The organism is Nocardioides gilvus (genome assembly GCF_003194605.1).
GTDB lineage: Bacteria > Actinomycetota > Actinomycetes > Propionibacteriales > Nocardioidaceae > Nocardioides > Nocardioides gilvus.
In genome coordinates this window covers 435,635-460,990 of the sequence record NZ_QHKY01000001.1, presented here as the reverse complement: position 1 = coordinate 460,990, position 25,356 = coordinate 435,635, and the positions used below count along the sequence as shown (strand labels likewise).

General features: G+C 69.0%; 21 protein-coding genes and 2 tRNA genes. 18 read left to right on the top strand and 5 right to left on the bottom strand.

The window, feature by feature from the left end; genetic code table 11:
* Positions 1-28 precede the first annotated feature (28 nt).
* From DNK52_RS02150 to DNK52_RS02115, 8 genes are all read left to right on the top strand, one after another.
* The gene (locus DNK52_RS02150; RefSeq protein WP_110239069.1) at positions 29-1,123 is read left to right on the top strand and encodes a PP2C family protein-serine/threonine phosphatase; all 1,095 of its coding nucleotides are present in this window, start codon (positions 29-31) and stop codon (positions 1,121-1,123) included.
* An 84-nt stretch (positions 1,124-1,207) separates the two neighbouring features.
* Positions 1,208-1,281 (top strand) — tRNA-Gly (locus tag DNK52_RS02145).
* Positions 1,282-1,326: 45 nt separating this feature from the next.
* Positions 1,327-1,402: transfer RNA gene (locus tag DNK52_RS02140), tRNA-Pro, on the top strand.
* Between the two features lie 229 nt (positions 1,403-1,631).
* Positions 1,632-3,005, top strand: coding sequence for a trigger factor (gene tig / locus DNK52_RS02135; protein WP_110239067.1), 1,374 nt, complete (start codon positions 1,632-1,634; stop codon positions 3,003-3,005).
* A 190-nt stretch (positions 3,006-3,195) separates the two neighbouring features.
* Entirely contained in the window at positions 3,196-3,813 is a 618-nt protein-coding gene (locus DNK52_RS02130) for an ATP-dependent Clp protease proteolytic subunit (protein WP_110239923.1), read from the top strand.
* A gap of 4 nt (positions 3,814-3,817) precedes the next feature.
* Positions 3,818-4,426, top strand: a complete 609-nt coding sequence (locus DNK52_RS02125) for an ATP-dependent Clp protease proteolytic subunit (protein ID WP_110239065.1) — start codon at positions 3,818-3,820, stop codon at positions 4,424-4,426.
* Positions 4,427-4,580: 154 nt separating this feature from the next.
* Positions 4,581-5,852, top strand: coding sequence for an ATP-dependent Clp protease ATP-binding subunit ClpX (gene clpX, locus DNK52_RS02120; protein ID WP_110239063.1), 1,272 nt, complete (start codon positions 4,581-4,583; stop codon positions 5,850-5,852).
* Between the two features lie 140 nt (positions 5,853-5,992).
* Positions 5,993-6,757 (top strand): hypothetical protein, encoded by a 765-nt coding sequence (locus tag DNK52_RS02115; RefSeq protein WP_110239061.1) that lies wholly within the window; start codon positions 5,993-5,995, stop codon positions 6,755-6,757.
* Positions 6,758-6,877: 120 nt separating this feature from the next.
* Here the strand turns inward: DNK52_RS02115 and valS are convergent, their stop codons facing one another.
* From valS to DNK52_RS16085, 3 genes are all read right to left on the bottom strand, one after another.
* Positions 6,878-9,493 (bottom strand): valine--tRNA ligase, encoded by a 2,616-nt coding sequence (gene valS / locus DNK52_RS02110; RefSeq protein WP_110239059.1) that lies wholly within the window; start codon positions 9,491-9,493, stop codon positions 6,878-6,880.
* Positions 9,494-9,503: 10 nt separating this feature from the next.
* Positions 9,504-10,793, bottom strand: coding sequence for a M48 family metalloprotease (locus tag DNK52_RS02105; RefSeq protein WP_162598557.1), 1,290 nt, complete (start codon positions 10,791-10,793; stop codon positions 9,504-9,506).
* 170 nt (positions 10,794-10,963) lie between these two features.
* Positions 10,964-12,076, bottom strand: coding sequence for a hypothetical protein (locus DNK52_RS16085; protein ID WP_204163334.1), 1,113 nt, complete (start codon positions 12,074-12,076; stop codon positions 10,964-10,966).
* A gap of 147 nt (positions 12,077-12,223) precedes the next feature.
* Here DNK52_RS16085 and DNK52_RS02095 point away from each other — a divergent pair, with 147 nt between their 5' ends.
* Complete coding sequence (locus tag DNK52_RS02095) at positions 12,224-13,621, top strand: bifunctional folylpolyglutamate synthase/dihydrofolate synthase (RefSeq protein WP_110239055.1); 1,398 nt, start codon at positions 12,224-12,226, stop codon at positions 13,619-13,621.
* The gene (locus tag DNK52_RS02090; protein WP_239455328.1) at positions 13,621-14,079 is read left to right on the top strand and encodes a DUF4233 domain-containing protein; all 459 of its coding nucleotides are present in this window, start codon (positions 13,621-13,623) and stop codon (positions 14,077-14,079) included. Before DNK52_RS02095 ends, DNK52_RS02090 begins: the two co-directional genes overlap by 1 nt.
* A gap of 31 nt (positions 14,080-14,110) precedes the next feature.
* On the opposite strand, the gene pdxR is transcribed toward DNK52_RS02090, so the two are convergent.
* Positions 14,111-15,457: a MocR-like pyridoxine biosynthesis transcription factor PdxR gene (gene pdxR, locus DNK52_RS02085; protein WP_110239053.1), complete on the bottom strand. Its 1,347-nt coding sequence runs from the start codon at positions 15,455-15,457 to the stop codon at positions 14,111-14,113.
* Between the two features lie 104 nt (positions 15,458-15,561).
* Between pdxR and DNK52_RS02080 the strand changes: the two genes are divergently transcribed.
* The 8 genes from DNK52_RS02080 (at position 15,562) to rodA (ending at position 23,240) form a co-directional block, all read left to right on the top strand.
* Positions 15,562-16,158: a pyridoxamine 5'-phosphate oxidase family protein gene (locus tag DNK52_RS02080; protein ID WP_110239051.1), complete on the top strand. Its 597-nt coding sequence runs from the start codon at positions 15,562-15,564 to the stop codon at positions 16,156-16,158.
* A gap of 9 nt (positions 16,159-16,167) precedes the next feature.
* Positions 16,168-16,575 (top strand): nucleoside-diphosphate kinase, encoded by a 408-nt coding sequence (gene ndk, locus DNK52_RS02075; RefSeq protein WP_110239048.1) that lies wholly within the window; start codon positions 16,168-16,170, stop codon positions 16,573-16,575.
* 14 nt (positions 16,576-16,589) lie between these two features.
* Positions 16,590-17,306 carry a hypothetical protein gene (locus DNK52_RS02070; protein WP_110239046.1) on the top strand — a complete coding sequence of 239 codons (717 nt, stop codon included), beginning with the start codon at positions 16,590-16,592 and terminating at the stop codon, positions 17,304-17,306.
* 127 nt (positions 17,307-17,433) lie between these two features.
* The gene (locus DNK52_RS02065) at positions 17,434-18,462 is read left to right on the top strand and encodes a rod shape-determining protein (protein ID WP_110239044.1); all 1,029 of its coding nucleotides are present in this window, start codon (positions 17,434-17,436) and stop codon (positions 18,460-18,462) included.
* Positions 18,462-19,385 carry a rod shape-determining protein MreC gene (gene mreC, locus DNK52_RS02060; protein ID WP_110239042.1) on the top strand — a complete coding sequence of 308 codons (924 nt, stop codon included), beginning with the start codon at positions 18,462-18,464 and terminating at the stop codon, positions 19,383-19,385. Before DNK52_RS02065 ends, mreC begins: the two co-directional genes overlap by 1 nt.
* On the top strand, positions 19,382-19,903 hold the full coding sequence (gene mreD, locus DNK52_RS02055) for a rod shape-determining protein MreD (RefSeq protein WP_110239040.1): 522 nt from the start codon (positions 19,382-19,384) through the stop codon (positions 19,901-19,903). The genes mreC and mreD overlap by 4 nt, the downstream gene beginning before the upstream one ends.
* Positions 19,903-22,056 carry a penicillin-binding protein 2 gene (gene mrdA, locus DNK52_RS02050; protein WP_110239038.1) on the top strand — a complete coding sequence of 718 codons (2,154 nt, stop codon included), beginning with the start codon at positions 19,903-19,905 and terminating at the stop codon, positions 22,054-22,056. Before mreD ends, mrdA begins: the two co-directional genes overlap by 1 nt.
* On the top strand, positions 22,056-23,240 hold the full coding sequence (gene rodA / locus DNK52_RS02045) for a rod shape-determining protein RodA (protein ID WP_110239036.1): 1,185 nt from the start codon (positions 22,056-22,058) through the stop codon (positions 23,238-23,240). Before mrdA ends, rodA begins: the two co-directional genes overlap by 1 nt.
* On the opposite strand, the gene DNK52_RS02040 is transcribed toward rodA, so the two are convergent.
* Positions 23,241-25,292 carry a sensor histidine kinase gene (locus DNK52_RS02040; RefSeq protein ID WP_162598556.1) on the bottom strand — a complete coding sequence of 684 codons (2,052 nt, stop codon included), beginning with the start codon at positions 25,290-25,292 and terminating at the stop codon, positions 23,241-23,243.
* Between the last annotated feature and the right edge of the window lie 64 nt (positions 25,293-25,356).

Sequence of the window (25,356 nt, the reverse complement as noted above, 5' to 3'; positions counted from 1 at the left end):
GTGAGGACCTGTCGGAGCGAGGTAGAGGATGCCTGAACTGAACTCGGTGTTGTCTGCGCCCGCGCGCAGGCTCAGAATCCAGTGGCAGCAGGCCGCCCGCACCGGGTGGACCCTTGAGCTGGTCGGGCTGATCTGCCTGACGGTGATCATGGCCTACGTGATCGTCAGCTTCCCCGTGTGGGCGCCGCTGATGATGCTGGTGCTCCCCATGTCGATCGGGAGCCTGGTCCTCGGTCCACGCGAGCTTCCGTGGTTCGTGGTCTTCGTGCTCCTCGTGCTCGCCTTCACCACGTCGCAACGAGACAACCTGGACGCGCGCTCCGCGACGACTGTGGCGATGATCTTCGCGCTCGGCTTCATCATCCTGATGGCCTCCTTCCGGCGCTCACGCCTCGGGGTGGCCGGCCTCAGGGGTGAGTCCATGCTGGTCGACCTGCGGGACCGGATCCTCAAGCAGGGGCGTATTCCGGAGCTGCCCAGCGACTGGCACGCTGCCTGGGAGTTGCGCTCGGCCGGTGGCACCGCCTTCTCCGGTGACTTCGTGGTGGCCTCGCGCGCCCACTCCAACCGTCTGGAGCTGGTGGTGGTGGATGTCTCCGGAAAGGGGGAGCAGGCGGGGACTCGCGCCCTGTTGCTCTCCGGTGCCTTCGGTGGGCTGATGGGGGCCCTCCCGCCGTCGGACTTCTTCCCTGCCGCCAACGCCTACCTCCTTCGCCAGGACTGGGAGGAGGGGTTCGCCACCGCGATCCACCTCTCGATCGAGCTGGACACCGGTGACTACGAGCTCCGTTCGGCCGGTCATCCTCCGGCGGTGGCCCACGACGCCGGCTCAGGCCGCTGGAACGTCCTCGAGATCGACGGTCCGGTCCTGGGACTCATCCCGGACGCAGAGTTCCCGGTGACTCGAGGGCGGATGCGCCGGGGGGACGCGATCATGCTCTACACCGACGGCCTGGTCGAGTTCCGTGGTCGGGACATCTCGATGGGCATCGACCGCATGCTGGGGCAGGCCGACCGGGTCCTGCGTGGTGACTTCGAGGACGGCGCAGCCCGTCTGGTCGACGCGCTCGGGGCGCCGGACGACGACCGCGCGCTGTTGCTCCTGCACCGACGTGTCACCTGAGACCTGAGTTGTGAACCGTCACCGGCCGTGTGGCACCATGGTGCCGCACAGATCGACCGGTCAGCACGACGGAGTCCGGTGCGCGCGGATGTAGCTCAATGGTAGAGCTCCAGTCTTCCAAACTGATTACGCGGGTTCGATTCCCGTCATCCGCTCCAAAGAGCCTGAGGGAGCCCGTTCTCCACCCCGTCATGGCCCTTTGACGGGGCGTAGCGTAGTGGCTAGCGCGCCTGCTTTGGGAGCAGGAGACCGCAGGTTCGAGTCCTGTCGCCCCGACCACGTGGTGTCTTCGACACCGCAGGCGGACCCGCACCGGCCCGGGGGATTTCGGCTCGGTGCGCAGTGACAAGTACGCTGGTCTGCGGACCAATGTGCCTGAGGCATGCCCTGCGCCTGACCCGTGCCTGCGCTGTGTGCCTTCGGCGTCGGTCCCCGTGATCGTCGATCCCTGTGATCACCGCCCGACTGGGCACCCAGACCTGCACCACCATCGATAAGGAGAACACCTGTGAAGAGCGCCGTCGAGAACTTGAACCCGACCCGGGTCAAGCTGACTGTCGAGGTGTCCTTCGAGGAGCTCAAGCCAAACCTCGACGCGGCTTACAAGAAGATCGCCCAGCAGATCAACGTCCCCGGCTTCCGTCGCGGCAAGGTCCCCGCTGCGGTCATCGACCGCCAGGTCGGGCGCGGCCCGGTGCTGGACGAGGTCCTGAACGCGATGGTCCCCGAGAAGTACATGGAGGCCATGCAGGCCGAGGAGCTCGAGCCGCTCGCCCAGCCCGAGATCGAGGTCACCAAGATCGAGGACAACGACCTCATCGAGTTCACCGCCGAGGTCGACGTCAAGCCGAAGTTCGAGGTTCCGTCCTACGACAACCTCGAGGCCGAGGTCGAGGACATCGTCGTGACCGACGCCGATGTCGAGGAGCAGGTCGAGGCGCTGCGTGAGCGTTTCGGCACGCTGGTCGACGTCGAGCGTGCAGCCGCTGACGGCGACTTCGTCACCATCGACCTGCGCGCAGCCGTCGACGGCGAGACCGTCGAAGGTGGCGAGGTCTCCGGCATGTCCTACAAGGTCGGTCGCGGCGGCATGCTCGACGGACTCGACGAGAACCTCGTCGGCATGTCTGCCGGCGACGAGAAGACGTTCGCCTCGCAGCTCGTCGGTGGCGACCTGGTCGGTGAGGACGTCGAGGTGACCGTCGCCGTCTCCGGCGTCCAGGAGCAGCAGCTGCCCGAGGTCGACGACGAGTTCGCCCAGATGGCCTCCGAGTTCGACACCGCCGAGGAGCTCACCGCCGACGTGCGCGAGCGCCTGGGCCGGGGCAAGCGCCTCGAGCAGGCGGCTGCCGCGCGTGACGCCGTCCTCGAGGTCCTCCTGGAGAAGGTCTCCATCCCGCTGCCCGAGACGATGGTCACCGACGAGCTCAACGCCCGCCGTCAGAGCGTCGAGCAGCAGATCATGATGGCCGGTCTCACCATGGAGCAGTACCTCGAGCAGGAGAGCCAGACCTCCGAGGAGTTCGAGGCTGACCTCGAGCGCCGGGTGAGCGACGCGATCACCGCCCAGTTCATCCTGGACGAGGTCGCCAAGACCGAGGAGATCGGTGTCGACCAGAACGACCTCTCGCAGCACATGGTGATGCGTGCCCAGCAGTCCGGTCAGGACCCGCAGGAGTTCGCCAACCACATGTTCGAGCACAACCACATCCCCGAGATGGTCCAGGAGATCCTGCGCGGCAAGGCGCTGGCCCAGATCGTGGAGGCCGCTGTCGTCAAGGATGCCTCCGGCAACGTGGTCGACCTGAAGAACCTTCGCCCCGACGGCACCATCGGTGAGCCCACCGAGGACGCCGTCGAGGACGCTGCCGACGAAGACTGAGGAGTTCGGGTCAGCCCGGCTCTCGTCGAGAGAACCCCCACCGTCCCCCTCGGGACGTGGGGGTTCTCCCATTTCCGTACGAGTGGCGGGTGGCTGTGCGCTGTGGGCGAACAGGCGGTGTCTTCCCGTGGAAGTGTCGGTCCTTCGGGCTAGTGTCATCGACGTGAACCTGAACTCCAGTGCATCCCAGATGGCGCCGCAGATGAACGGTGGCGGTTCCTACGGGCTCGACGACCACATCTACCAGCGCCTCCTCAAGGAGCGGATCCTCTTCCTCGGGTCCGAGGTCCGTGACCAGAACGCGAACGCGATCTGCGCGGCCCTGCTCCTCCTCTCCGCGGAGGACCCCGAGGCCGACATCTTCCTGCACATCAACAGCCCTGGTGGCTCTGTCGATGCGGGCATGGCGATCTACGACACCATGAACTACATCCCCAACGACGTCGCAACCGTCGGGATGGGCCTGGCGGCCTCGATGGGCCAGTTCCTGCTGTGCGCCGGCACGAAGGGAAAGCGCTACGCGCTCCCACACGCCCGCATCATGATGCACCAGCCCTCCTCGGGCATGGGCGGCTCTGCCTCGGACATCAAGATCCAGGCCCAGCAGTCCCTGCACATCAAGAAGGTGCTTCTCGACCTGATCTCCGAGCACACCGGCCAGCCGGTCGAGCAGGTCATCGCCGACGCCGACCGCGACCGCTGGTTCACCGCTGACCAGGCCCTGGAGTACGGCCTCGTCGACAAGGTGATCGCCAGCGCCCGCGACGCGGCCGACGAGGGTCGCCCGGCCCGCAACAAGAAGGACTGACCTGATGAACTACTACATCCCGCAGTGGGAAGAGCGCACGTCCTACGGGGTCCGCCGCATCGACCCCTACGCGAAGCTCTTCGAGGAGCGGATCATCTTCCTCGGGTCCCCGATCTCCGACGACGTGGCCAACGCCGTGATGGCGCAGCTGCTGTGCCTGGAGACGATCAACCCCGACCAGGACATCTCGATCTACATCAACTCGCCCGGTGGCTCCTTCACGGCACTCACCGCGATCTACGACACGATGCAGTTCATCAAGCCCGACGTCCAGACCGTGTGCCTGGGTCAGGCGGCCTCCGCAGCGGCGATCCTGCTCGCGGCCGGCACGCCCGGCAAGCGTCTGGCTCTGCCCAACAGCCGGATCCTGATCCACCAGCCCTACACCGAGGGCACCTTCGGCCAGACCTCGGACATCGAGATCCAGGCCAACGAGATCCTGCGGATGCGTGAGTTGCTGGAGAAGATGATCTCCGAGCACAGCGGCAAGGACATCGAGACGGTGAGCCGCGACATCGAGCGCGACAAGATCCTCACCGCGCAGCAGGCCGTCGACTACGGATTGATCGACGCGATCCTGCAGAACCGCAACGCCCTGCCGGTCCTCGGCTGACACAGCACGACGCAAGGTCAACCACGCGCAGGGTCCTCCCGGCGCATGAAGGTCCCCGTGTCCCGCCTCCGCCTGAGGCGGGACGGGGTACCTTCGAAGCAGTTGTTCAGCACGACGCCGGGTTCCACCGGCCAACCTGGAGGAATGATCACTCGTGGCTCGTATCGGTGACGGAGGCGACCTGCTGAAGTGCAACTTCTGTGGGAAGAGCCAGAAGCAGGTCAAGAAATTGATCGCCGGGCCCAACGTCTACATCTGTGACGAGTGCATCGAGCTGTGCAACGAGATCATCGAGGAGGAGTTGGCCGAAGGCAGTGAGCTGGGCCTCCAGGAGTTGCCCAAGCCGCGCGAGATCTTCGAGTTCCTCAACTCCTACGTGATCGGCCAGGAGCAGGCCAAGAAGTCGCTCGCGGTCGCGGTCTACAACCACTACAAGCGCATCCAGTCGATGGCCGCCCCCGGCACGAAGCAGAAGGACGACGCGGTCGAGGTGGCCAAGTCCAACATCCTCGTCATCGGCCCCACCGGGTGTGGCAAGACCTACCTGGCGCAGACCCTGGCCCGGATGCTGAACGTGCCGTTCGCCATCGCCGACGCCACGGCGCTGACCGAGGCGGGCTACGTCGGCGAGGACGTCGAGAACATCCTGCTCAAGCTCATCCAGGCCGCTGACTACGACGTCAAGAAGGCCGAGACCGGCATCATCTACATCGACGAGATCGACAAGGTGGCCCGCAAGGCGGAGAACCCGTCGATCACGCGCGACGTCTCGGGTGAGGGCGTCCAGCAGGCACTGTTGAAGATGCTGGAGGGCACGACTGCTTCGGTGCCCCCGCAGGGTGGCCGCAAGCACCCGCATCAGGAGTTCATCCAGATCGACACCACGAACATCCTCTTCATCGTGGGTGGCGCCTTCGCGGGCCTCGAGCACATCGTGGAGCAGCGGGTGGGCAAGAAGTCACTCGGCTTCACGGCCGAGGTGCGCGGCCAGGCCGAACGCGAGGCGGAGGAGTTGCTCTCCCTCGTCCGACCCGAGGACCTGACCAAGTTCGGTCTGATCCCTGAGTTCATCGGGCGCCTGCCCCTGATCGCTGCCGTGAACAAGCTCGACAACGACGCCCTGGTCCAGATCCTCACCGAGCCCCGCAACGCCCTGATCAAGCAGTACCAGCGGCTCTTCGAGATCGACGGGGTCGAGCTCGAGTTCACCGAGGAGGCGATCACCTCGATCGCGGACAAGGCGCTCGAGCGCGCGACCGGCGCCCGTGGCCTGCGAGCCATCATCGAAGAGGTGCTGCTCCACGTCATGTACGAGGTGCCCTCACGTGGCGACATCGCGAAGGTCATCGTCACCCGCGAATCGGTCGACGAGGGCGAGGCCCCGATGCTGATGCCTCGTGAGCCTGAGAAGAAGAAGAGCGCCTGACCCAGGCGCTCTCGAGTGGCGACGGGGGAGCCCGGAGCCTGGAAGACAGCCGATTTCTCCGTTCGCCAGCACAGCGTGCCGGGTGAGGGAACAATGGGCCGAGAACAGTATTCATCTCGGGTGAGAAAGCCGGCACTTCCATGAGCACCGAGCACAAGCGTCCGCTGTACGCCTTCGCGATTCTCGCCCTGGCGTGCGCTCTCTTCGTGGGCAACGGGCTTCGCAGCGACGCCATCGGTGGTGTGCTCCGCGCAGACGACCGTGTGGCCGCCATCCTGTCGGTCCTGCCTGCTGCGGAGAAGAAGGTCACCTCGGTGCCCACACCGTCCGAGGCCGACACGCCGAGCGTGCGCATGGTCGTGGCGAGCTCGGCCAGCGCATCCACGCCCGAGGTCGCTCCGGCTCAGCGCGTGATCGCCACCGCCGAGGTCGCCCGCGCCAAGGCGGCCGAGCACAAGAAGACATCGCGGGACGCTGTGACCAAGCCGCAGCCCAGGCCGAACGGCCACGCCGGGCGCCACGGCCACGGGGCCAAGCACGACCGGGCCAAGCACGACCGGGCCAAGCACGACCACCGGGGCCAGGGTGCCGCCCAGGTCCACTCGACCGGCAGGTCCAAGGGCCATGCTCGCGGGCAGGGCGGGTCGCACGGCAAGAGGTCCCGCGACGCCCACGGCCCCCGCGCCCAGGGGCACCGCAGTGACCGTGGTCAGCAGCACCGGCCGCGCCAGAGCAGCCAGCAGGGTCGAAGCGGGGAGAAGAAGCAGCACGGCAGAAGCGGGCAGGGCCACGACTCCCGCCAGGACCGAGGCGCCCACGGTCAGGGCAGCAAGCAGACCGGCAAGAACCAGGGCCATCGTGGGGGACGAGGCAGCTCCGCCTCCCACTCGCGGCACCGCGTCTGACCCAGTCACCGGGAGGGCGCGTCAGCTCCTGGACCGAGCCACAGGCAGTAAGAAGGGCACGGGCCCCACCACAGAGGTGAGGCCCGTGCCCTTGTCGCGTTCAGCGTCGGGGGAGCGTCTTCACCCGGGAACGGGAGCCAACTCGGCCTCGATGACCAACTCGCCTGCTCCGTCCGTGACCGTGAAGATGAGCTCGCCGGTGATCTTGCCGGCCCGCTTCAGGTCGTCAGCGGCGCACTCGGCACCCTGGACCAGCCCGGCCGGGCCGGAGATCTCGACGCGGGTCAGCTCGTGGCGCATGGAGACCTTCGCCTTGGACTTCGCGCCGCGGATGCCGCCCAGCGCCGCCGCGACTCCCACGAGGGCGTCCGAGGAGGTTGCAGCAGCGGAGCCGAGGTCAGTCCCGACCGGCCAGGCGGCCGTGTGGATCGACCCCTCGTTCCACCACGACCAGACCTCTTCGGTCACGTAGGGCAGGAAGGGGGCGAGCAGGCGCAGCTGGACGTCCAGGGCCTGGGCGAGTGCAGCTCGCGCCGACTCCGTGGGCAGTCCGCCGTCCTCGGCGTACGCCCGCTCCTTGACCAGCTCCACGTAGTCGTCGCAGAACTCCCAGAAGAAGCGCTCGGAGACCTCCAACGCGGTCGTGTAGTCGTAGACCTCGAAGGCGTCGGTCGCCGCGCGCACCGTCTCGGCGAGGCGGCCCATGAGCGCGCAGTCCACCGGCTCGGAGATGGCGACCGGGTTGGGATCGACGGCACCCACGTTGCTGAGCACGAACTTCGCGACGTTGAGCACCTTCATCGCGAGCCGGCGACCCACCTTCATCTGGGTCTCGTCGAACGGTGAGTCCATCCCGGGGCGAGCCATCGCCGCGCGCCAGCGCACGGCGTCCGCACCGAACTTGTCGAGGATCTCGTTGGGCACGACGACGTTGCCTTTCGACTTCGACATCTTCTTGCGGTCAGGGTCGACCACGAAGCCCGAGATCAAGGCGTGCGACCACGGGACGACGCCGTTCTCGTGGTGGGCGCGGACGACGCGGGAGAAGAGCCACGTACGGATGATGTCGTGGGCCTGGGTGGCCAGGTCCATCGGGAAGACGCGCTCGAACAGGTCGTTGTCGCTCTCCCACTGGCCTGCGATGTGCGGGGTCAGCGAGGAGGTGGCCCAGGTGTCCATCACGTCCGGGTCGCCGATGAAGCCGCCGGGCTTGCCCCGCTGCTCCTCGGTGTACTCGCCCGGGGCGTGGGTCGACGGGTCGATCGGGAGCTGGTCCTCGCTGGGGAGCAACGGGTGGTCGTAGTCGGGCTCGCCGTCGGCGTCGAGGGCGTACCAGACCGGGAAGGGGATGCCGAAGAAGCGCTGACGGCTCACGAGCCAGTCACCGTTGAGGCCGCCGACCCAGTTGTCGTAGCGGTGCTTCATGTGCTCGGGCACCCAGGTGATCTTCCGGCCCTCGCCGACCAGCTCGTCGCGCAGGTCGGCGTCCCGGCCGCCGTTGCGGATGTACCACTGGCGGGTGGAGACGATCTCGAGGGGCTTGTCACCCTTCTCGAAGAAGTTGGCCATCCGCTCGGTCGGCTTCGGGTCGCCGTCCAGGTCGCCGCTCTCGCGCAGCTTGGCCACCATCGCCTCGCGGGCCGAGAAGGGCGTCTTGCCGGCGAGGTCGGCGTACTGGGCCGAGGCCTGCTCGCTGGCGAGCCACTCCGGGGTGTCACGGGAGAAGCGGCCGTCGCGACCGATGACCGTACGCACCGGCAGCTGCAACTCGCGCCACCACAGGACGTCGGTGAGGTCACCGAAGGTGCAGCACATCGCGATGCCCGCGCCCTTGTCCGGCTCGGCCGCCGGGTGGGCCAGGACCGGCACCTCGACCCCGAAGACCGGTGAGGTGACGGTGGTGCCGAAGAGGTGGGCGTACCGCTCGTCGTCGGGGTGCGCGATCAGGGCGACGACGGAGCCGATGAGCTCGGGACGGGTGGTCTCGATGTGGATCGGTGATCCGTCAGGCAGGTGGAAGGCCACCCGGTGGTAGGCGCCGGGGTAGGAGCGGGCCTCGAGCTCGGCCTGGGCGACGGCGGTCTGGAAGGTGACGTCCCAGAGGGTGGGGGCCTCCTGCAGGTAGGCCTCGCCCCGCGCGAAGTTGCGCAGGAACGCCCGCTGGCTCACGACCTGGGCCCGGGGGCCGATGGTCGTGTAGGTGGTGTTCCAGTCGACCGAGAGGCCGAGGGTGCGCCACAGGTCCTCGAAGACCTTCTCGTCCTCCTCGACCAGACGCTCGCAGAGCTCGACGAAGTTGGGCCGGCTGATCGGGATCTGCTTCTTCGCGTCCGGCTTCTCCGGAGGCGTGAAGTCGGCGTCGTACGGCAGGCTCGGGTCGCAGCGGACGCCGAAGTAGTTCTGCACGCGTCGCTCGGTCGGCAGACCGTTGTCGTCCCATCCCATGGGGTAGAAGACGGACTTGCCCTTCATCCGCTGGTAGCGGGCGACGACGTCGGTGTGGGTGTAGGAGAAGACGTGACCGACGTGGAGCGATCCGGAGACCGTCGGGGGCGGGGTGTCGATCGAGTAGACGTTCTCGCGGGGCTGTGTGCGGTCGAAGGCGTACGTGTCGTCAGCCTTCCACTGCCCTGACCACTTCTCCTCCAGACCTTCCAGTGCCGGCTTGTCCGGTACGACGACGGTGCGCCCAGCAGGCGGCGTCGTGGACGGGTCGGGAAGTTGGTTGTCAGTCATGCCCCGAAGTCTAGGAGGCGCCTGCTCCCTGCAGGAAACCAGTTCCGGGTGCCTTGCGTGGACCCTTCGTGGTGAGGAAGGTCTGCAGCGCCCGGTCCTCGGCCGTGCCCTCGTCGGTCGGGACCCAGGTCGGCGCGACCTTGTAGTCGCGCAGGATGTCGCGCAGGAAGGGCACCACCGTCCTGTCGTCCACGATCTGACGCGCGACGCCGGTCAGGTCCAGGGCGCCTTCGGTCGGGCTGATCAGGTCGATCATGCCTCCCCAGGAGCAGGTCAGCTCACCGGCGCCGTGGGACGCGAAGGCATCGCCGAGCAGACCGGTGAGCAGGAAGACGCAGTCCTCCTGCTCGGCTCCACCACGGGACCGCAGGGCGTTGGCCACCCGGGCGGTGAACTCGCCACGTTCGATCAGGGTGAGCATCTCGTCGATGGAGGTGATCGTCGGGCTGGCTGCGCGGAAGAGGATGATCGAGGCGGCGCGGGCTCGGCGGTGGGCCCAGCGCGACATCGCCTCCTCCCAGTACAGCTCCGAGGTGCCCGGCGGGAGGCCAGCCTCGGCGACCCGGTCGAAGAGACCGTCCGGGTCCGTCAGCAGGAAGAGCGCAGGGTCGCCGGCCTGGGGATGCTGCGGGTCGTGGGGTCGTTCGCCCAGCTCCGCGTGGTCCGCGATCTCTCCACCCCGCTCCATCAGGAGCTCGGCGAGGCCGAGGTAGACCGGTCGGGGGACCAGATTGTCCGTGAGGTCGGGGAGGACGAACTCGTCGATCCACCACTGGGTGGCGATGGCGATGGCGTCCTCGAGTCGACTGCGCGAGGGGCCATTCGAGCTGCCGCCGGAGTGGGTGTGGGCCGACTCGCCGCGGAGCTTGGCCGACAGACGCCCTCGGCGTCGGGACTGCCTCGAGTTGGGGCGGGGCGCGGTCTTCTCGCCGCGTGCCTCCAGCCGCTCGGAGAGCGAACGGGCCACCACTTCGCCCAGGTCACCCTGGTCGAGGGCCAGCAGGAGGGGGACGCCGATGTCGATCGAGAACGGGTCCTCGTGGGTCTCGACGTGGGCCTGGCCGACGACGCGAATCGCGTCGGGCATGCCGGAGCCGACCTCCAGTGAGATCTGACGCACGAACTGCCACAGTTCAGGCTGCTCGAGCGGGCTCACCACGGTGGCGCCGTCGAGCATGGAGGAGGCGTCCGCGGTGTAGACGTCCTGCCAGAGCGAGGTGAGCCAGGCGTCACCGGAACCGGCACCACGCTGACCGGGATTCGAAGGACCTTCGGTGAAGTCGAGGTTGCCCACTGACATGTTCACGCGCCTTCCAGGAGCAGGCGATTTCTCGGGACCTTCCCGAGAATTCGATGGTAGGTGCCGGGGCCCGGCGTGTCCGGTGGACTGAGGAAGTCGTCGCGGTCGACGGGCCTGCCACGCTGCGCCCCACACCGAGATGTGGGGCGCAGCACGTTCCGGCGACAGGTTCAGCGCTTGACGCGCACCTTCACCGACCGGCTGATCGATGTGTGGGCAGTGCCCTTCTTCGGGGTGAAGGTGACCTTGATCTGGTGGCTCCCGACCTTGAGCGTGCGGGACAGGGAGACCCGGAACGACTTCGGCCCCTTGACCTTGATCCGGGCGACGGTGCGCTTGCCGACCTTCACCACGACGGTGCCCCGCGGCGCGAGGGTGCTCTTCTTCGCACGCTTGAGGGAGACCTTCACGGTGGCGGGTGCCTTGCGGAACTTCTGGGTCTTCTTGGTCAACGACACCTTGAGCACCGGGGACTGCTTGGCGCTGGGGACGGGCGCCGGGATCTGTGTGGGAGTCGGTACGGGAGTCGGCGTCACGGTCGGCGTGGGTACGGGCGTGGGCGTCACGGTCGGCGTGGGTACGGGCGTGGGCGTCACGGTCGGCGTGGGTACGGGCGTGGGCGTCACGGTCGGCGTCGGTACGGGCGTCGGGGTCACTGTCGGCGTCGGCGTCGGCGTGGGCACCGGGGTCACGGTCGGCGTCGGCGTCGGCGTCGGCGTCGGCGTCACGGTCGGGGTCGGCGTCGGAAGTGGGGCACTCGGGTCCGTCACCGGCACCGTGATCGTCACCGGCGCATCCAGCGTGCAGTTGATCGGCACCTTGAACGCGGAGTAGTCCACCGTGAGGGTCAACGCGCCCAGCGCGAGCTGCAGGGACGTGGCCGGGGTGTTCAGGGTCGCGGTCAGGACCGGCAGGTCGACCGGCGTGTCAGGCAGGAACGACACCGTGCCGCCCCCGGTCAGGGCCGTCGACGTGCCGTTCGCGGTCGCCCTGAGATCAGTCGAGAGCCCGACGTTCTCCAAGGGATCGTCCAGCGCGAGGACCGGCTTCCCCATCGACATCTCGACCTTGACCGTCGATCCGGTCCGTAGCGCGGTGACCCCGGCGTCCAACGCCATCGGGAACGGCTCGGCATCGGGCAGCAGCCAGAAGTTGACCTTGCACGTGTACGCCGCCTGCAGCGGCGTGCTGGCCGGCTGCGCGATGGCGGTGCCTGCCGTGGGCACGAGCAGGGCGCCCACCAGGGCGGTGCTGGACAGAAGTACGGCGCGACGAAGACTCACGGCAAAGGGCTCCTCAGGGCGGGCTGCAAGAGCGAAAGTCTCCGTCCGGTCACTGTCTCGGCGCAGCGACTCGGCTGTTTGTCCCAAATGTTGGGTATGAGTGGGCGATATGGGGGTCCGGGGCCCAGCGCCTAGACTTCAGGAGCGATGAGCCACACTCCTGATGCCCCTGAGGGCCCCCGTCTTGCACAGACCTTCGACGAGGTCACTGACGCGTTGCTGTCCCGTTGGCCGGAGACCCGCCTCGAGCCTTCCCTGGACCGGATCCAGGCCTTCACCGACCTGCTCGGAGACCCTCAGCGGGCCTACCAGGTCATTCACCTGACCGGCACCAACGGCAAGACCTCCACCGCCCGCATGGTCGACGCCCTGTTGCGCGCGCTCGACCTGCGTACGGGCCGCTTCACCAGCCCGCACGTGGAGAAGATGAGCGAGCGGATCTCCATCGACGGCGAACCCCTCAGCGACGAGGCCTTCGTCGACGCCTTCAACGACATCGCTCCCTACACGCACCTGGTCGACCAGATGCAGGAGCACCCGCTCTCGTTCTTCGAGACCGTCGTCGGGATGGCGTACGCAGCCTTCGCCGACGCCCCGGTCGACGTCGCGGTGGTCGAGGTCGGGATGGGCGGGTCGTGGGACGCCACCAACGTCGTCGAGGCCCAGGTCTCGGTGATCGGGCCGATCTCCGTGGACCACTCCCAGTACTTGGGCGACACCGTCCTCGACATCGCTGCCGAGAAGGCCGGCATCATCAAGCCGGGCGGCCGGACCGTGATCGCCCAGCAGAGCCCCGAGGTCACCGAGCTGCTGGTGGCGCGCGCAGCCGAGGTGGGGTCGCAGGTCGTGCGCGAGGGCGAGGACTTCGGCGTCATCTCCCGGGTCCCCGGCATCGGTGGCCAGCTGGTGTCGTTGCAGGGTCTGCGGTCGCGGTTCGATGACCTCTTCCTGCCCCTGCACGGTGCCCACCAGGCCCAGAACGCCGTGGTTGCGCTGGCCGCGGTCGAGGCGCTGATCGGCGACGAGCCGCTCGACGAGGAGATCGTCCGTGCGGCGTTCGCGGAGTTCACCTCTCCCGGCCGGCTTGAGGTCATCCGTCGCTCTCCGACGATCGTGCTCGACGCCGCGCACAACCCGCACGGGGCCGCGGCCACGGCGGCGGCCATCGAGGACTCGTTCTCCTTCAGCCCGCTGATCGGCGTGATCGGGGTGATGGGGGACAAGGACTTCGAAGGGCTGCTCGTCGAGTTCGAGCCGCACATGGAGCACCTCATCGTCACCCAGAACTCCACGCCGCGCTCCATGTCGGCCGCCTCGTTGGGCGAGGTCGCCAAGGGAGTCTTCGGTGAGGAGCGGGTCACGGTCGTCCCCGACCTGGCTGACGCGATCGACCGTGCGGCTGCCCTGGCCGAGGCCGGGGAGGCCTTCGGCAACCCCCTGGGCTCCGGTGCCGTGCTGGTCACCGGTTCAGTGGTGACGGTCGGCGAGGCGCGCGTGATGCTGCGCCGGATCGGACGCGACCGCACGATGAAGGGCGAGAAGTGATGTCCGGAGACCTGTCGGACACCCCTGGGGCGGAAGCCTCGGAGCACCAGGAGACTCGCGAGGAGACCCCCGAGGAGATCGTGGCCCGGGAGACGGCGAAGTCCCCTCGGCGGGCGATGTGCGCCGCTGTCCTGACGCTGCAGTCCGTGGCGCTCGGACTGACCACCCCCGTCATGATCACCGTGGCCGGAGTGCCGCGGACCACCGCGCTCGTGGTGGGTCTCGGCCTCGCCGTCCTGGCGCTGCTGACCGCCGGCCTGTTGCGCAAGTCCTGGGGCTACCACATCGGGTCGGCCATCCAGGTGGCCTCGATCGGTCTCGGCTTCGTCATCGACCTGATGTTCGTGGTCGGAGGGGTCTTCGCCCTGTTGTGGTTCGGAGCCGTCTACCTCGGTCGCAAGATCGAGCGCGAGAAGTCGGCCGCCTGGCACGCCTGGCTCGCGGAGCAGCAGGCCTGAGCCTTCTCGTAGGGGTGCAGTCCACCCCGGCTCATTCGGCCAGGGCCGCGGCGAGCACCCTCAGGGCGGTGTCGAGCTGCGCGTCGGTCGGTCCGCCGAACCCCACCACCAACCCGCTGAGTCGGGCACTGCGGCAGTAGGTGCTGAGCAGGTTCACGCGGTAGCCGGCCTCCTCGGCCCTCCGGTGCACGCGCACTGCCCGCGCCTCGTCCATCAGCCAGGTGGAGTACATCCCCGCCACCGGACCCGCGAGTTGGGCGTGCGGCGAGAGGGCCTCGACCACGCGCGGCGCCCGCTCTGCGTACGCCCGTCGTGCGGCCCGCACGACGGCGTCGACGTGCCCTTCACCCAGCAGCGTCGTGAAGGCGTGCTGGACCGGCCACGGAGCCGTGTCGTGGGTCAGCGAGCGGTAGGCGTCGAGGGCTTCGCGCAGGTGGGCCGGGACGACCATCCAGCCCAGACGGAGCGAGGGCAGCACCGACTTGGACGCGGTGCCGAGAAGAGCGACGCGTTCGCGGTCGAGCGCAGCCAGGGCCGGGACGGGTGCGACGTCGTAGCGGAACTCGGAGTCGTAGTCGTCCTCGATCACCAACGCGTCCGCCCGGCGAGCGGCCTCGAGGAGGGCGAGGCGGTCCTCGGCAGGCATCACCCGGCCGAGAGGGTGCTGGTGGGCCGGGGTGACGTACGCCGCGGCGCACCCGCCCAGGTCTGTGACGGGGGCCAGCGCGGGCAGGTCGACGATCTCTCGTCCGGTCTCCAGGACGGTGGCGGCCGCTGCTCGGTAGCCCGGGTCCTCGAGCGCCACCGGGGTGCGGGGGACGACGGCCAGCAGGTGTCGGAAGCCAGCGGTGGTGCCCGAGGTGATGAGCACCTCATCGGGGTCCACCTGGAGTCCGCGCGTACGACTGATCCGCTCGGCCAGCGCAGTTCGCAGGGCCGGGAGGCCGCGCGGGTCGTCGTAGCCGCGAGGAGGAGTGGCGGCCGAGACCTCGCGCCAGGCACGGCGCCATCCGGCCATCTCGTGGCCGGGCGCCTGGTGCGGCGACCACGGCGTGCCGGCGTCCAGCATGACCAGAGGTGCCGGAGCGCTGGCAGGGGGTCTGGCGCGCGGCCGGACACTAGGCGTGTGGGCTCCGCCGCTGACCCAGCTCCCCGATCCCCGACGAGCCTCGAGCCACCCTTCGGCCCGCAGCTGGTCCCACGCCTGTTCGACGGTGCCACGCGCCAGACCCAGCTCGCGGGCCAGCGCGCGACTGCTGGGCAGGCGGGTCTCCGGGAGCAGGGTCCCCTCGAGCACCAGACGACGTACGTGGTCGGCCAGTTGCACTGCCAGGGGTCGCGGATCGCTTCGGTCAACGGAGACGGGGAGGGTGCTCATCTGACTCCTGACGCTGACCGGCCTGACGCTGACCCCTCCAACCCACGGCGCGGACCACCGGGACCCGGCTCAGCCTCCGCACGGTCACCGAGCGCGCGCGGTTCATGGCCCTGATGCGAGATGGGTTGGTTGCCCACGTGGGCGTCGACATGGGCAGCCACCCGGTCGTCCTGCCGAGCGCGTACGCCGTCGACCCGGACGGCCCCGACGAGGGCGGGACCCTCTATCTGCACGGGTCGGTCGGTGCGGGCTGGATCCGGGCCGGGCGGAACACGACGCTCTGCGTCACTGTGACCGAGCTGGACGGTCTCGTGGTAGCCAGGTCGCCCTTCCACCACTCGATGAACTACCGCTCGGCGGTGGTGATCGGGACCGCGCGTGTGGTCAGCGACGAAGCTGAACGCGACCATGCGCTGGCCCTGATCATCGACCACATGATCCCCGGGCGAGCGGCCACCCTGCGGGCGAGCACCCGCAAGGAGTTGGCCGCGACCGAGGTGCTGGCGATGGGTCTGGTCGAGGCCTCGATGAAGGAGCGGCAGGGTGGGCCGGGGGACGACCCGGAGGACGTGGCGGCGGGGGGATGGGCGGGCCACGTCCCGTTGCGGCGAATCGCGGGGGTTCCGTTGACGGCCCACGACGCCGAGGGGGAGATCCCCGTCGAGGTGGCCGACCGAGCCCGGGCGTTGGGGGCTGGCTAGTCTGGCTCCATGACCCAGCGCACTCTCGTCCTGTTGAAGCCCGACGCCGTCAAGCGCGGTCTGGTCGGTCAGATCCTCGCTCGTTTCGAGGCCAAGGGACTGCGGGTGGTCGCGCTCGAGCAGCGCACCATCGACGCGGCCCAGGCCGACGCCCACTACGCCGAGCACGTGGAGCGCGACTTCTACCCGCCGCTGCGCGACTTTGTGACCTCCGGCCCGCTGGTGGCCGTGGTGCTCGAGGGCGACGAGGCCATCGACGTGGTCCGCGCGATCAACGGGGCCACCGACGGACGCAAGGCGGCGCCCGGCACGATCCGCGGCGACCTGTCGCTCTCCAACCGCGAGAATCTGGTGCACGGCTCCGACGGCCCGGAGTCGGCGGTGCGCGAGATCGCGCTCTGGTTCCCGAACCTCTGAGCAGGAGCTCACCCATGGCCGAGCACCTCGAAGAGGCACCTCTCGCCGAGCGGGTGGCGGCGTGGCTGGAGGAGCTCGGGCTCGACGAGTACCTGGCCGAGGCCGGCCTGCCCACCTTCGTACGTGACAAGGACGGTCGCGTGCTGTGGCACGAGGTCGGCGGCCAGGAGCCGCTCAGCCCCGAGCGCCTCGAGCTGCTGAGCACGGCCCTGCGCAGCCAGGGCGACGAGCCGCAGCACGCCGTGCCCGTCCCGCTGGTCCTGCTGGCCCGCAAGGCTCGCCTGCGCGCCGCGCTCAGCGCGGCCCAGGCTCCGGGCTACGACCGGGTGGCCGCCCTGCGCGGCGCCACGGTCAACGCCACCCGGTTCGCGGTGCACAAGGCCAAGGCAGCGGGGGAGCTGCTGCTCGTCGTGGCCGGGGAGCGCGTCCTGCTGCCGGACTTCCAGTTCGACGCCTCCGGCGAGGTGCGAGCCGAGCTGCGTCCTGTCCTGGCTCCCTTGCTCAACGCCGGGATGGATCCCTGGGACGCCTGGATCTGGCTCACCCAGCCCGCCGGACTGCTCGGCGGGGACGTCCCGGAACGGCTGGCGGCCGACCCCGAGGAGGCGTCGCTGGTCGCGCACGCGGCCGTACGTCTGGCCGAACGCGTCGCCGCCTCGCCCAGGCCCGCACCCCGACCGAAGCCTGCGCCGCTGCCCTCCAAGGGCTGTGGCTGCGGGGGCCACCACTGACCTGACGACTCGCCGCGGGCAGCGGTCGCGTGTCCTGCCCGATTCTCGGGCTCTGGCTCCCTAGGCTGGTTCAGTCGCGCCTGCGCGGCGCATCCTCCAGCGAGAACGACCAGCGAAGGCACCGCACATGGCGAACAGTGTCATCGGCCGGGACATGGCCGTGGACCTCGGAACGGCCAACACGCTGGTCTACGTCCGCGGCCGGGGCATCGTGCTCGACGAGCCCAGCGTGGTGGCGATGAACACCGAGACCGGTGAGGTGCTCGCGGTGGGCCACGAGGCCAAGCGGATGATCGGTCGTACGCCCGACTCCATCACCGCGATCCGCCCGTTGAAGGACGGCGTGATTGCCGACTTCGACGCCACCGAGCAGATGCTGCGGTACTTCATCCAGCAGGTCCACCGGCGTCGCTACTTCGCCAAGCCCCGGATGGTCATCTGCGTGCCCAGCGGCATCACCGCCGTCGAGCAGCGAGCGGTGAAGGAGGCGGCCTACTCCGCCGGCGCCCGTCGGGTCTACGTCGTTGAGGAGCCCATGGCGGCCGCGATCGGCGCCGGTCTCCCGGTGCACGAGGCGACCGGCAACATGGTGGTCGACGTGGGTGGCGGCACCACCGAGGTGGCCGTGATCTCGCTCGGCGGGATCGTGACCAGCCTGAGCGTGCGCACCGCCGGCGACGACCTCGACCACGCGATCATCTCGTGGATGAAGAAGGAGCACTCCCTGATGCTCGGGGAGCGCACCGCCGAAGAGGTCAAGATGACCCTGGGCTCGGCCTTCCCGCTGCCCGACGAGCCCGAGGCCGAGATCCGCGGACGCGACATGGTCTCCGGCCTACCGCGCACGGTCACCGTCTCGACCGCAGACGTACGCCACGCCCTCGAGGAGCAGGTGCAGGACATCGTCGACGCGGTCCGGATGACGCTCGACCAGACGCCGCCCGAGCTGGCCGGCGACATCATGGACCGCGGCATCGTGCTCACCGGAGGAGGCGCCCTGCTGCGCGGCCTCGACGAGCGCCTGCGCCACGAGACCGGTATGCCGGTCCACGTCGCCGAGCACCCGCTCGAGTCGGTGGCCTTCGGCGCCGGTCGGTGCGTCGAGGAGTTCGAGGCGCTCCAGCAGGTGTTGGTCTCCGACCGTCGGAGGTATTGATGGCCGCGCGTTTCGTCGGCGAGAAGCGGTGGCGCGGGTTCGAGCAGCGCCAGCAACCTCCGCGCTCGACCCTGATCGCCCTTGTCCTGGCCTCCGCCACCTTGATGGTCCTCGACCAGCAGACCGGTGACAGTTCCCCGCTCGAGCCTGTCCGCTCCGTCGTGGGTGAGGCCTTCGCGCCGGTGGAGGCAGTGACCTCCACCGCAGTACGCCCGTTCACGGCCGTCCCGACCTGGTTCCGGAGCAAGTCCGACCTGCGCCGTGAGATCAGTGACCTGGAGGCGGAGAACGCTTCCTTGCGCGCCACCGTGGCCACGTCTGCCTTCGACGCCAACACGTTGGCCGAGTTCGAGTCGCTCACCGCTGCTGCCTCGGACCTGGGCCGCGCCCTGGTCCCGGCCCGGGTGATCGGCCACGGCGCAGCCCAGTCCTTCAGCCGCACCGTGACGATCGACGCCGGCAGCAGTGCGGGGTTGGCCCCCGACATGACCGTGGTCAACAGCGACGGCCTGGTCGGGCGGGTGCTGCGGGTGACCCCCAACACCGCGACGGTGCTCCTGATCCTCGACCCGGAGTCGGTGGTGGGTGGTCGGATCGGTGAGTCCATGGAGGTCGGTTTCCTCAAGGGCCACGGCATCCTCGGTCGCGAGGGCCGACTCGACCTCGAGCTGCTCGACCAGAAGCTCGTCCCCGCCAAGGGGGACACCGTGGTGACCTGGGGCAGCGACGGTGCCGGTCCGTACGTGCCCGGCATCCCGGTCGGTCAGGTCTCCGACGTCTTCGCCAGCGTCCGCGAGCAGAGCCACCGCGCGGTCATCGTGCCTTTCGTGAACTTCTCCGCCCTCGACGTCGTGGGGGTCGTGGTCGCGGCCGACACCACCTCGGACCGCGCGCTGGTGCGGGCCGATGGGAAGATCGGATGAACGCGCTGCGCGCCCTGGTGGGCCTGGTCGCCGTGGTCGTGGCCCTGGGTCTGCAGACCTCCCTCTTCCCGCACCTGGCCTGGAACGGCGTCGTCCCCAACCTCGTGCTGCTCGTCGTGGTCGCCGCGGCCCTGACCCGTGGGCCCCAGTTCGCGGTGCTGCTCGGTTTCACCGCCGGCGTGCTGATGGACCTGGTCCCACCGGCCGACCATCTCGCCGGTCGCTGGGCGCTCGCCCTGGTCGTGGTGGCCTGGATCGCCGGTCGGATGCGTTCCGAGACGCGACCCTCCGTCCCGATGGTGGTGGCGACGGTCGCTGCCTCCTCGTTCGTCGGGACCTCGGTCTTCGCGCTCACCGGCCTGCTCCTGCGTGACCCGGCCATCGGGGTCACCGAGATGCTCGGAGTGATCGCCGTGGCCCTGGTCTGGGACCTGGTCCTGACTCCGGTCGTGCTGCCGCTGATGATGCGCCTCTTCGACGGCATCCCTGAGCGCGGCGCCGAGCGGGTGCGGATCTGATGGCCGTCTCCGGTGCCGAGCGCAGTCGCCTGCGGATCCTCGTGCTGCAGGCGCTCGTGCTGGCGCTCTTCGCCACCCTCTTCGTACGTCTGTGGACCCTCCAGGTGGTCAGCGCGGACGACTACCGGGCCAAGGCCGCGGACCAGTCGGTGCGTGACGTCGTCGTGCAGCCGCAGCGCGGACTGGTGGTTGACGCGATGGGCCGGCCGCTGGTGGCCAACCGGCTCTCCTGGGTGGTCGCGGTGGACCGCTCGGTGCTGGCCAAACTGACCGAGTCCGAGCGCGAGGCCCTGGTGACCCGCGTCGCCGCGGCCGTCGACCTGAAGCCGGCGCGCGTGGAGAAGGTCCTGCTGGACTGCGGGGACGACGGGGCCGAGACCGGCACCTGCTGGAACGGTTCGCCCTTCCAGGCCGTGCCGGTGGCCACCGACGTCGACCAGGCGGTCGCGCTGCGGATCCTCGAACAGCCCGAGGACTACCCGGGTGTGGTGGTGGAGCAGCAGAACGTCCGGTCCTATCCGGCACCGTTCGGGGTCAACCTCGCGCACGTGCTCGGCTACATGAGCCCGATCACCGAGGAGGAGTTCGACGGCGCGCAGGAGAAGGACGACCGGTCCCTCAACGGCGCCTCGGTCGTCGGTCGCGCGGGGGTCGAGCGCCAGTACGACGAGTGGCTCCGCGGGATGCCGGGTTATCGCCGGGTCGCAGTCGACTCGATGGGCCGGGTGCTCGGCGACGACAGCGAGATCGCCAGCACCCCCGGGGACACCCTGGTGACCTCCATCGACGCCAAGGTGCAGTCGGTGGTGGAGAAGGAGCTGGCCCGCTCGATCCGGACCCAACGAGGGGTGGTCGACAAGGTCACCGGCCGCAAGTACGAGGCCGACTCCGGCGCTGCGATCGTGCTGGACGCGAAGAACGGCCGCGTCGTCGCCATGGCGAGCCAACCGACGTACGACCCCGAGGTCTGGGTGGACGGCATCTCGTCCTCGGAGCTGAGCCGCCTCTACTCGGAGAAGGCCGGCACCCCGCTCCTGGCTCGCGCGACGCAGGGCCAGTTCGCGCCCGGCTCGACGTGGAAGCCCTTCATGACGGCGGCCGCACTGCGCAACGGCTACAGCACCGAGAGCCGGTTGCCCTGCGGCTCCGGCTACCAGGTCGGCAACCGCACCTTCAAGAACTTCGAGTCCGGCGCCTACGGCGTCATCGGCTTCGACAAGGCACTTGAGGTCTCCTGCAACACCTTCTTCTACCGGATCGGGCACGACTTCTGGAAGAAGTACGGCTCCGACGTCGCTGACGTCGAGGCGCGCGACCCGCTCGTCGAAGGAGCCAAGAAGTTCGGCTTCGGCTCCGAGACCGGCATAGACCTGCCCGGTGAGGCGTCTGGGCGGATCGCCGACCGCGCCTGGAAGCGCTCCTACTACGAGGCGCAGAAGGACTACTACTGCGAGATCGCCGACCGGCCGAAGAGCGCCAAGACCTCTGACTTCCTGTACCGCTTCTCCCGCGAGTTCTGCGTGGAGGGTTTCGCCTACCGTGCCGGTGACGCGGTCAACTTCTCCATCGGGCAGGGCGACACGATGGTCACCCCGCTGCAGCTCGCCCGGGCGTACGGAGCGCTGGCCAACAACGGCATCCTGTGGGAGCCGCGCATCGGCAAGGCGATCGTCAGCCCTGAGGGCAAGGTGCTGGCCGAGATCGAGCCCAGCAAGGCGGGTCAGGTCAAGCTCACCAAGAAGCAGCTCTCCTACATCGACTCCTCGCTCAAGGGCGTCTCCCGGGTCGGCACCATGAGCTGGAAACTCGGCGGCTTCCCGTTGGACGAGGTGACGATCCGGTCGAAGACCGGCTCGGCGGAGGTCTTCGGCAAGCAGACCACTGGCTGGGTGGCCTCCTACAGCGAGGACTACGTGGTCGTCATGATGATCAGCCAGGGCGGGACGGGGTCGGGCTCCACGGGTGACTCGATCCGCACGATCTGGGAGAACCTCTACGGCATCAAGGGGTCCGAGGTCGTGCGGTCCAAGGCAGCCATCCCCGGCGCGCTGCCGCCGTCGGCGCTGCCGACCTTCTCCGACGACGGCTCCATCCTCCCCCCGGTCGCCGCAGCCAGGCGTACGAAGAGTTCACCCACCTCGGGAGGCAACTGATGATGCCGACCACCCGCACGCGTGGCCTGCGCGCCCCGGGCCTCGACTGGGTGCTGATGGTGGCGGTCCTCGGGCTGCTGGTCATCGGCACGCTCGTGGTCTGGTCGACCACGGCGTCGCGGGAGAACCTCACCGGCGGTGACTCCACCTCGTACCTGCGCAAGCAGATGGTCAACGTCGCGATCGGGGCCGTGCTGATGGTCCTGGTGATGGCGTGTGACCACCGCTGGGTGCGGATCCTGGCGCCCGCGGTCTACCTGGCCTCCGTCGTGGGACTGGTGCTGGTGCTCGTGATGGGCACGGAGACCAACGGCTCGAAGTCCTGGATCCGGATCCTGGGGATGTCGATCCAGCCCTCGGAGTTCGCGAAGCTGGCGGTGGTGATCGGCATCGCGCTGCTGGTGGCCGAGCGCACCGAGGGCAACTGGCGTCGCCCCGTCGGCTCCTCCGACGTCCTCGCCATCCTGCTGATCGCCGCGGTGCCGGCAGCGCTCATCATGTTGCAGCCCGACCTCGGCACCATGCTCGTCCTCAGCGCCACCGTGTTCGGCGCCCTGGCCATCTCGGGTGCCTCACGCCGGTGGCTCGGAGGCCTCGTCGTGGGGGCGGTGGCGGCTGCCACGGTGGCCGTCACGGCGGGCGTGCTGAAGCCGTACCAGCTCGACCGCTTCATGGCGTTCACCGATCCCGGCCTCGATCCTCTCGGTGCCGGCTACAACACCGAGCAGGCCAGGATCGCGGTCGGCAACGGCGGCCTCTTCGGCCAAGGTCTCTTCGACGGATCCCAGACCCAGTCGGGCTTCGTCCCTGAGCAGCACACCGACTTCATCTTCACTGCCGTCGGGGAGGAGTTGGGCATGGTGGGCGCCGGCCTCGTCATCGCCCTGACCGCGGCCGTGGTCTGGCGCGCGCTCTCCATCGCCCAGCAGACCGAGGACATGTTCGGTCGGGTGGCGGCTGCCGGCATCGCCTGCTGGTTCGGTTTCCAGGCGTTCCAGAACATCGGCATGTGCCTGGGCATCATGCCCGTGACCGGTGTCCCGTTGCCCTTCGTGTCGTACGGCGGTTCCTCGGTCTTCGCGGGGATGCTCGCGATCGGACTGCTGCAGAACATCCACCTGCGCTCGTCGACCGCGTTGCCCACGCGATTCCTGTCGGCTTCGCGCACCCTCGTGACTCGCTGACTACCCCGCGGCGACGGTGCGGGGCGACCTGATCCTGGCGCCCGTCTCGGCAGCCGGCAGGGTGAACGTGAACGTGGCTCCGCCGTACTCGTTGGTGGCAGCGCTGATCTGACCGCCGTGCCGCTCCACCAAACGACGGCAGAAGGCGAGCCCGATCCCGAAGCCGTCGAGCTTCTGGGCGGCCCCCGCGGCGCGGTGGTACTCGTCGAAGATCAACTCCTCCTCACCCGGCGGCAACCCGATGCCGCGGTCGATCACCTCGACCCGGATCCAGCCGGGCTCGGCCAGTGAGGACCTGACCTCGATGTTCGGGGTCTCGCCGGGGTGTACGAACTTGGAGGCGTTGCCGATGAGGTTGGCGAAGACCTGACGCACCAGGCCGAGGTCGGCCCGCACGTCGTGGAAGGTGTTGAGCGTGAAGATGTGGGGCCCGCTCTCGGCGACCGCGGCGGCGGTGGCCCGCAACGGGACCGACAACGGGAACTCGGTCGACGCCAGGGTGCCCTCACGCTGGACGGTGTAGTCGAGCCAGTTGCTGATCACTTCTCGCATTCGCCTGTTGCTGGTCTGTGCTCGCGTGAGCAGCACCCCGGCCTTCTCCTGGTCGCCGGCCTCCAGCGTCTCCTGCGCCATCTCGAGCCAGCCCTCGAGGCTGGTCAGCGGCGTACGCAGGTCGTGGGCCACGATCCCGGCGAAGCCGCTCAGCTCCTGGAGGCGGTTCTGGTGGTCGGTGATGTCGGAGAGGCAGACGATCCATCCGTCACGGTGGTCGTCGCTGAGCGGGGTCACGGTCTGTCGCAGGGTCAGCGAGGAGCCGGCGACGGAGAAGGTGAGGAACTGGGCGGCGAGCAGTTCCCGATCGGTCAGCGCAGAGCCGTCAACCTTGGTCATCGAGAAGTACTCGGTCCAGGAGGGCGGCTTCTCGTCGGGGAACGCCCTGCCGAGCAGTTGCACCGATGCGGCGTTGTGCAAGCGCACCCCCAGGTCCCGATCGAGGACGACGAAGCCGTCCGGCATCGACTCGAACATGTTGCGCTGGATCTCGATCTGCCGGCGGGCCAGGTGGCGCTCGGCCTCGAGGTCCTGCACGAGCTGGTCCCGACGCTGGTTGAGCTGGGCCAGGAGCAGCGAGACGATGATCAGGGTGGAGACCAGCAGGTCCATCACGACTCCGAGGGGGATCGGGCCGATCGGGGCGTCGAGGGTGTTGAGGGTCGGTGAGAAGAGGATGCTGACCAGCCCGACGAGGATGCCGAAGGTGCTGGTCGTCCAGAGCCGGTAGGACATCGCCACGTAGAGGATCGGCAGGACGCTCAGCCAGGCCATCGTGACCGTGCCGGTGGTGTAGACCCACGCCAGCAGGGCGACCGAGGTGAGCCAGAGCAGGAAGACCTTTCCCCACGGCTGGTTCAGGTCAGCCGGCTGCCAGGTGGAGAAGGTGATCAGGATCGTGGCGCCGCCGACGGTCGTGGTGACGAATACGTGCGAGAGCCACTGCAGGGCGAGCGCGCTGCCGACCGCGCCGAGGTGGAGGCCGGGCGCGGCGCCGATGAGCAGCGAGACGAGGCCGCTGAGGGTGGCGGCGAACCCGAGCGCCGCGATGTCGCGGGAGTCGGTCGGCGCCCATTCCCTTGCCCACTGGTTGCGCCAGGCGCCCACTTCCGGGAGGTGCGGATGTCGCGGGCTGTCGAGGAGGCGGGTGCGGGCCCACCGGTAGCCGAGAGCCATGACGTACGCCTGGATCGGCACCCCCACGGCGGTGCGTACGCAGTCGACGAGGGAGGCCTCCATGCTGAAGGCCGTCACGAACCCGATCGCCGAGATCGCGGCGACCGTCGCCGCGGTGCGCAGCGAGGCCGACGGGTGGAGCCCTGCGGGCCAGTCGAGGGTGAGCCAGACGAAGGAGATGGGGGCGAGGAGCCAGATGTGTGGCAGCTCTCCTGCAACGCCGAGCAGGGATGCGCCAGCACCGGAGGCCCCCATGAATCCTGCGGCTGTCCACCACAGGATCTGGTACCCCCGGTCAGGGCCTGCATTGGCTCCACCTGACACGCCGTACTCCTCCCGGGCCACTGCCCGCCTCAACGGCGGCCATTCTAGGCCGGGCCCCCGCTCG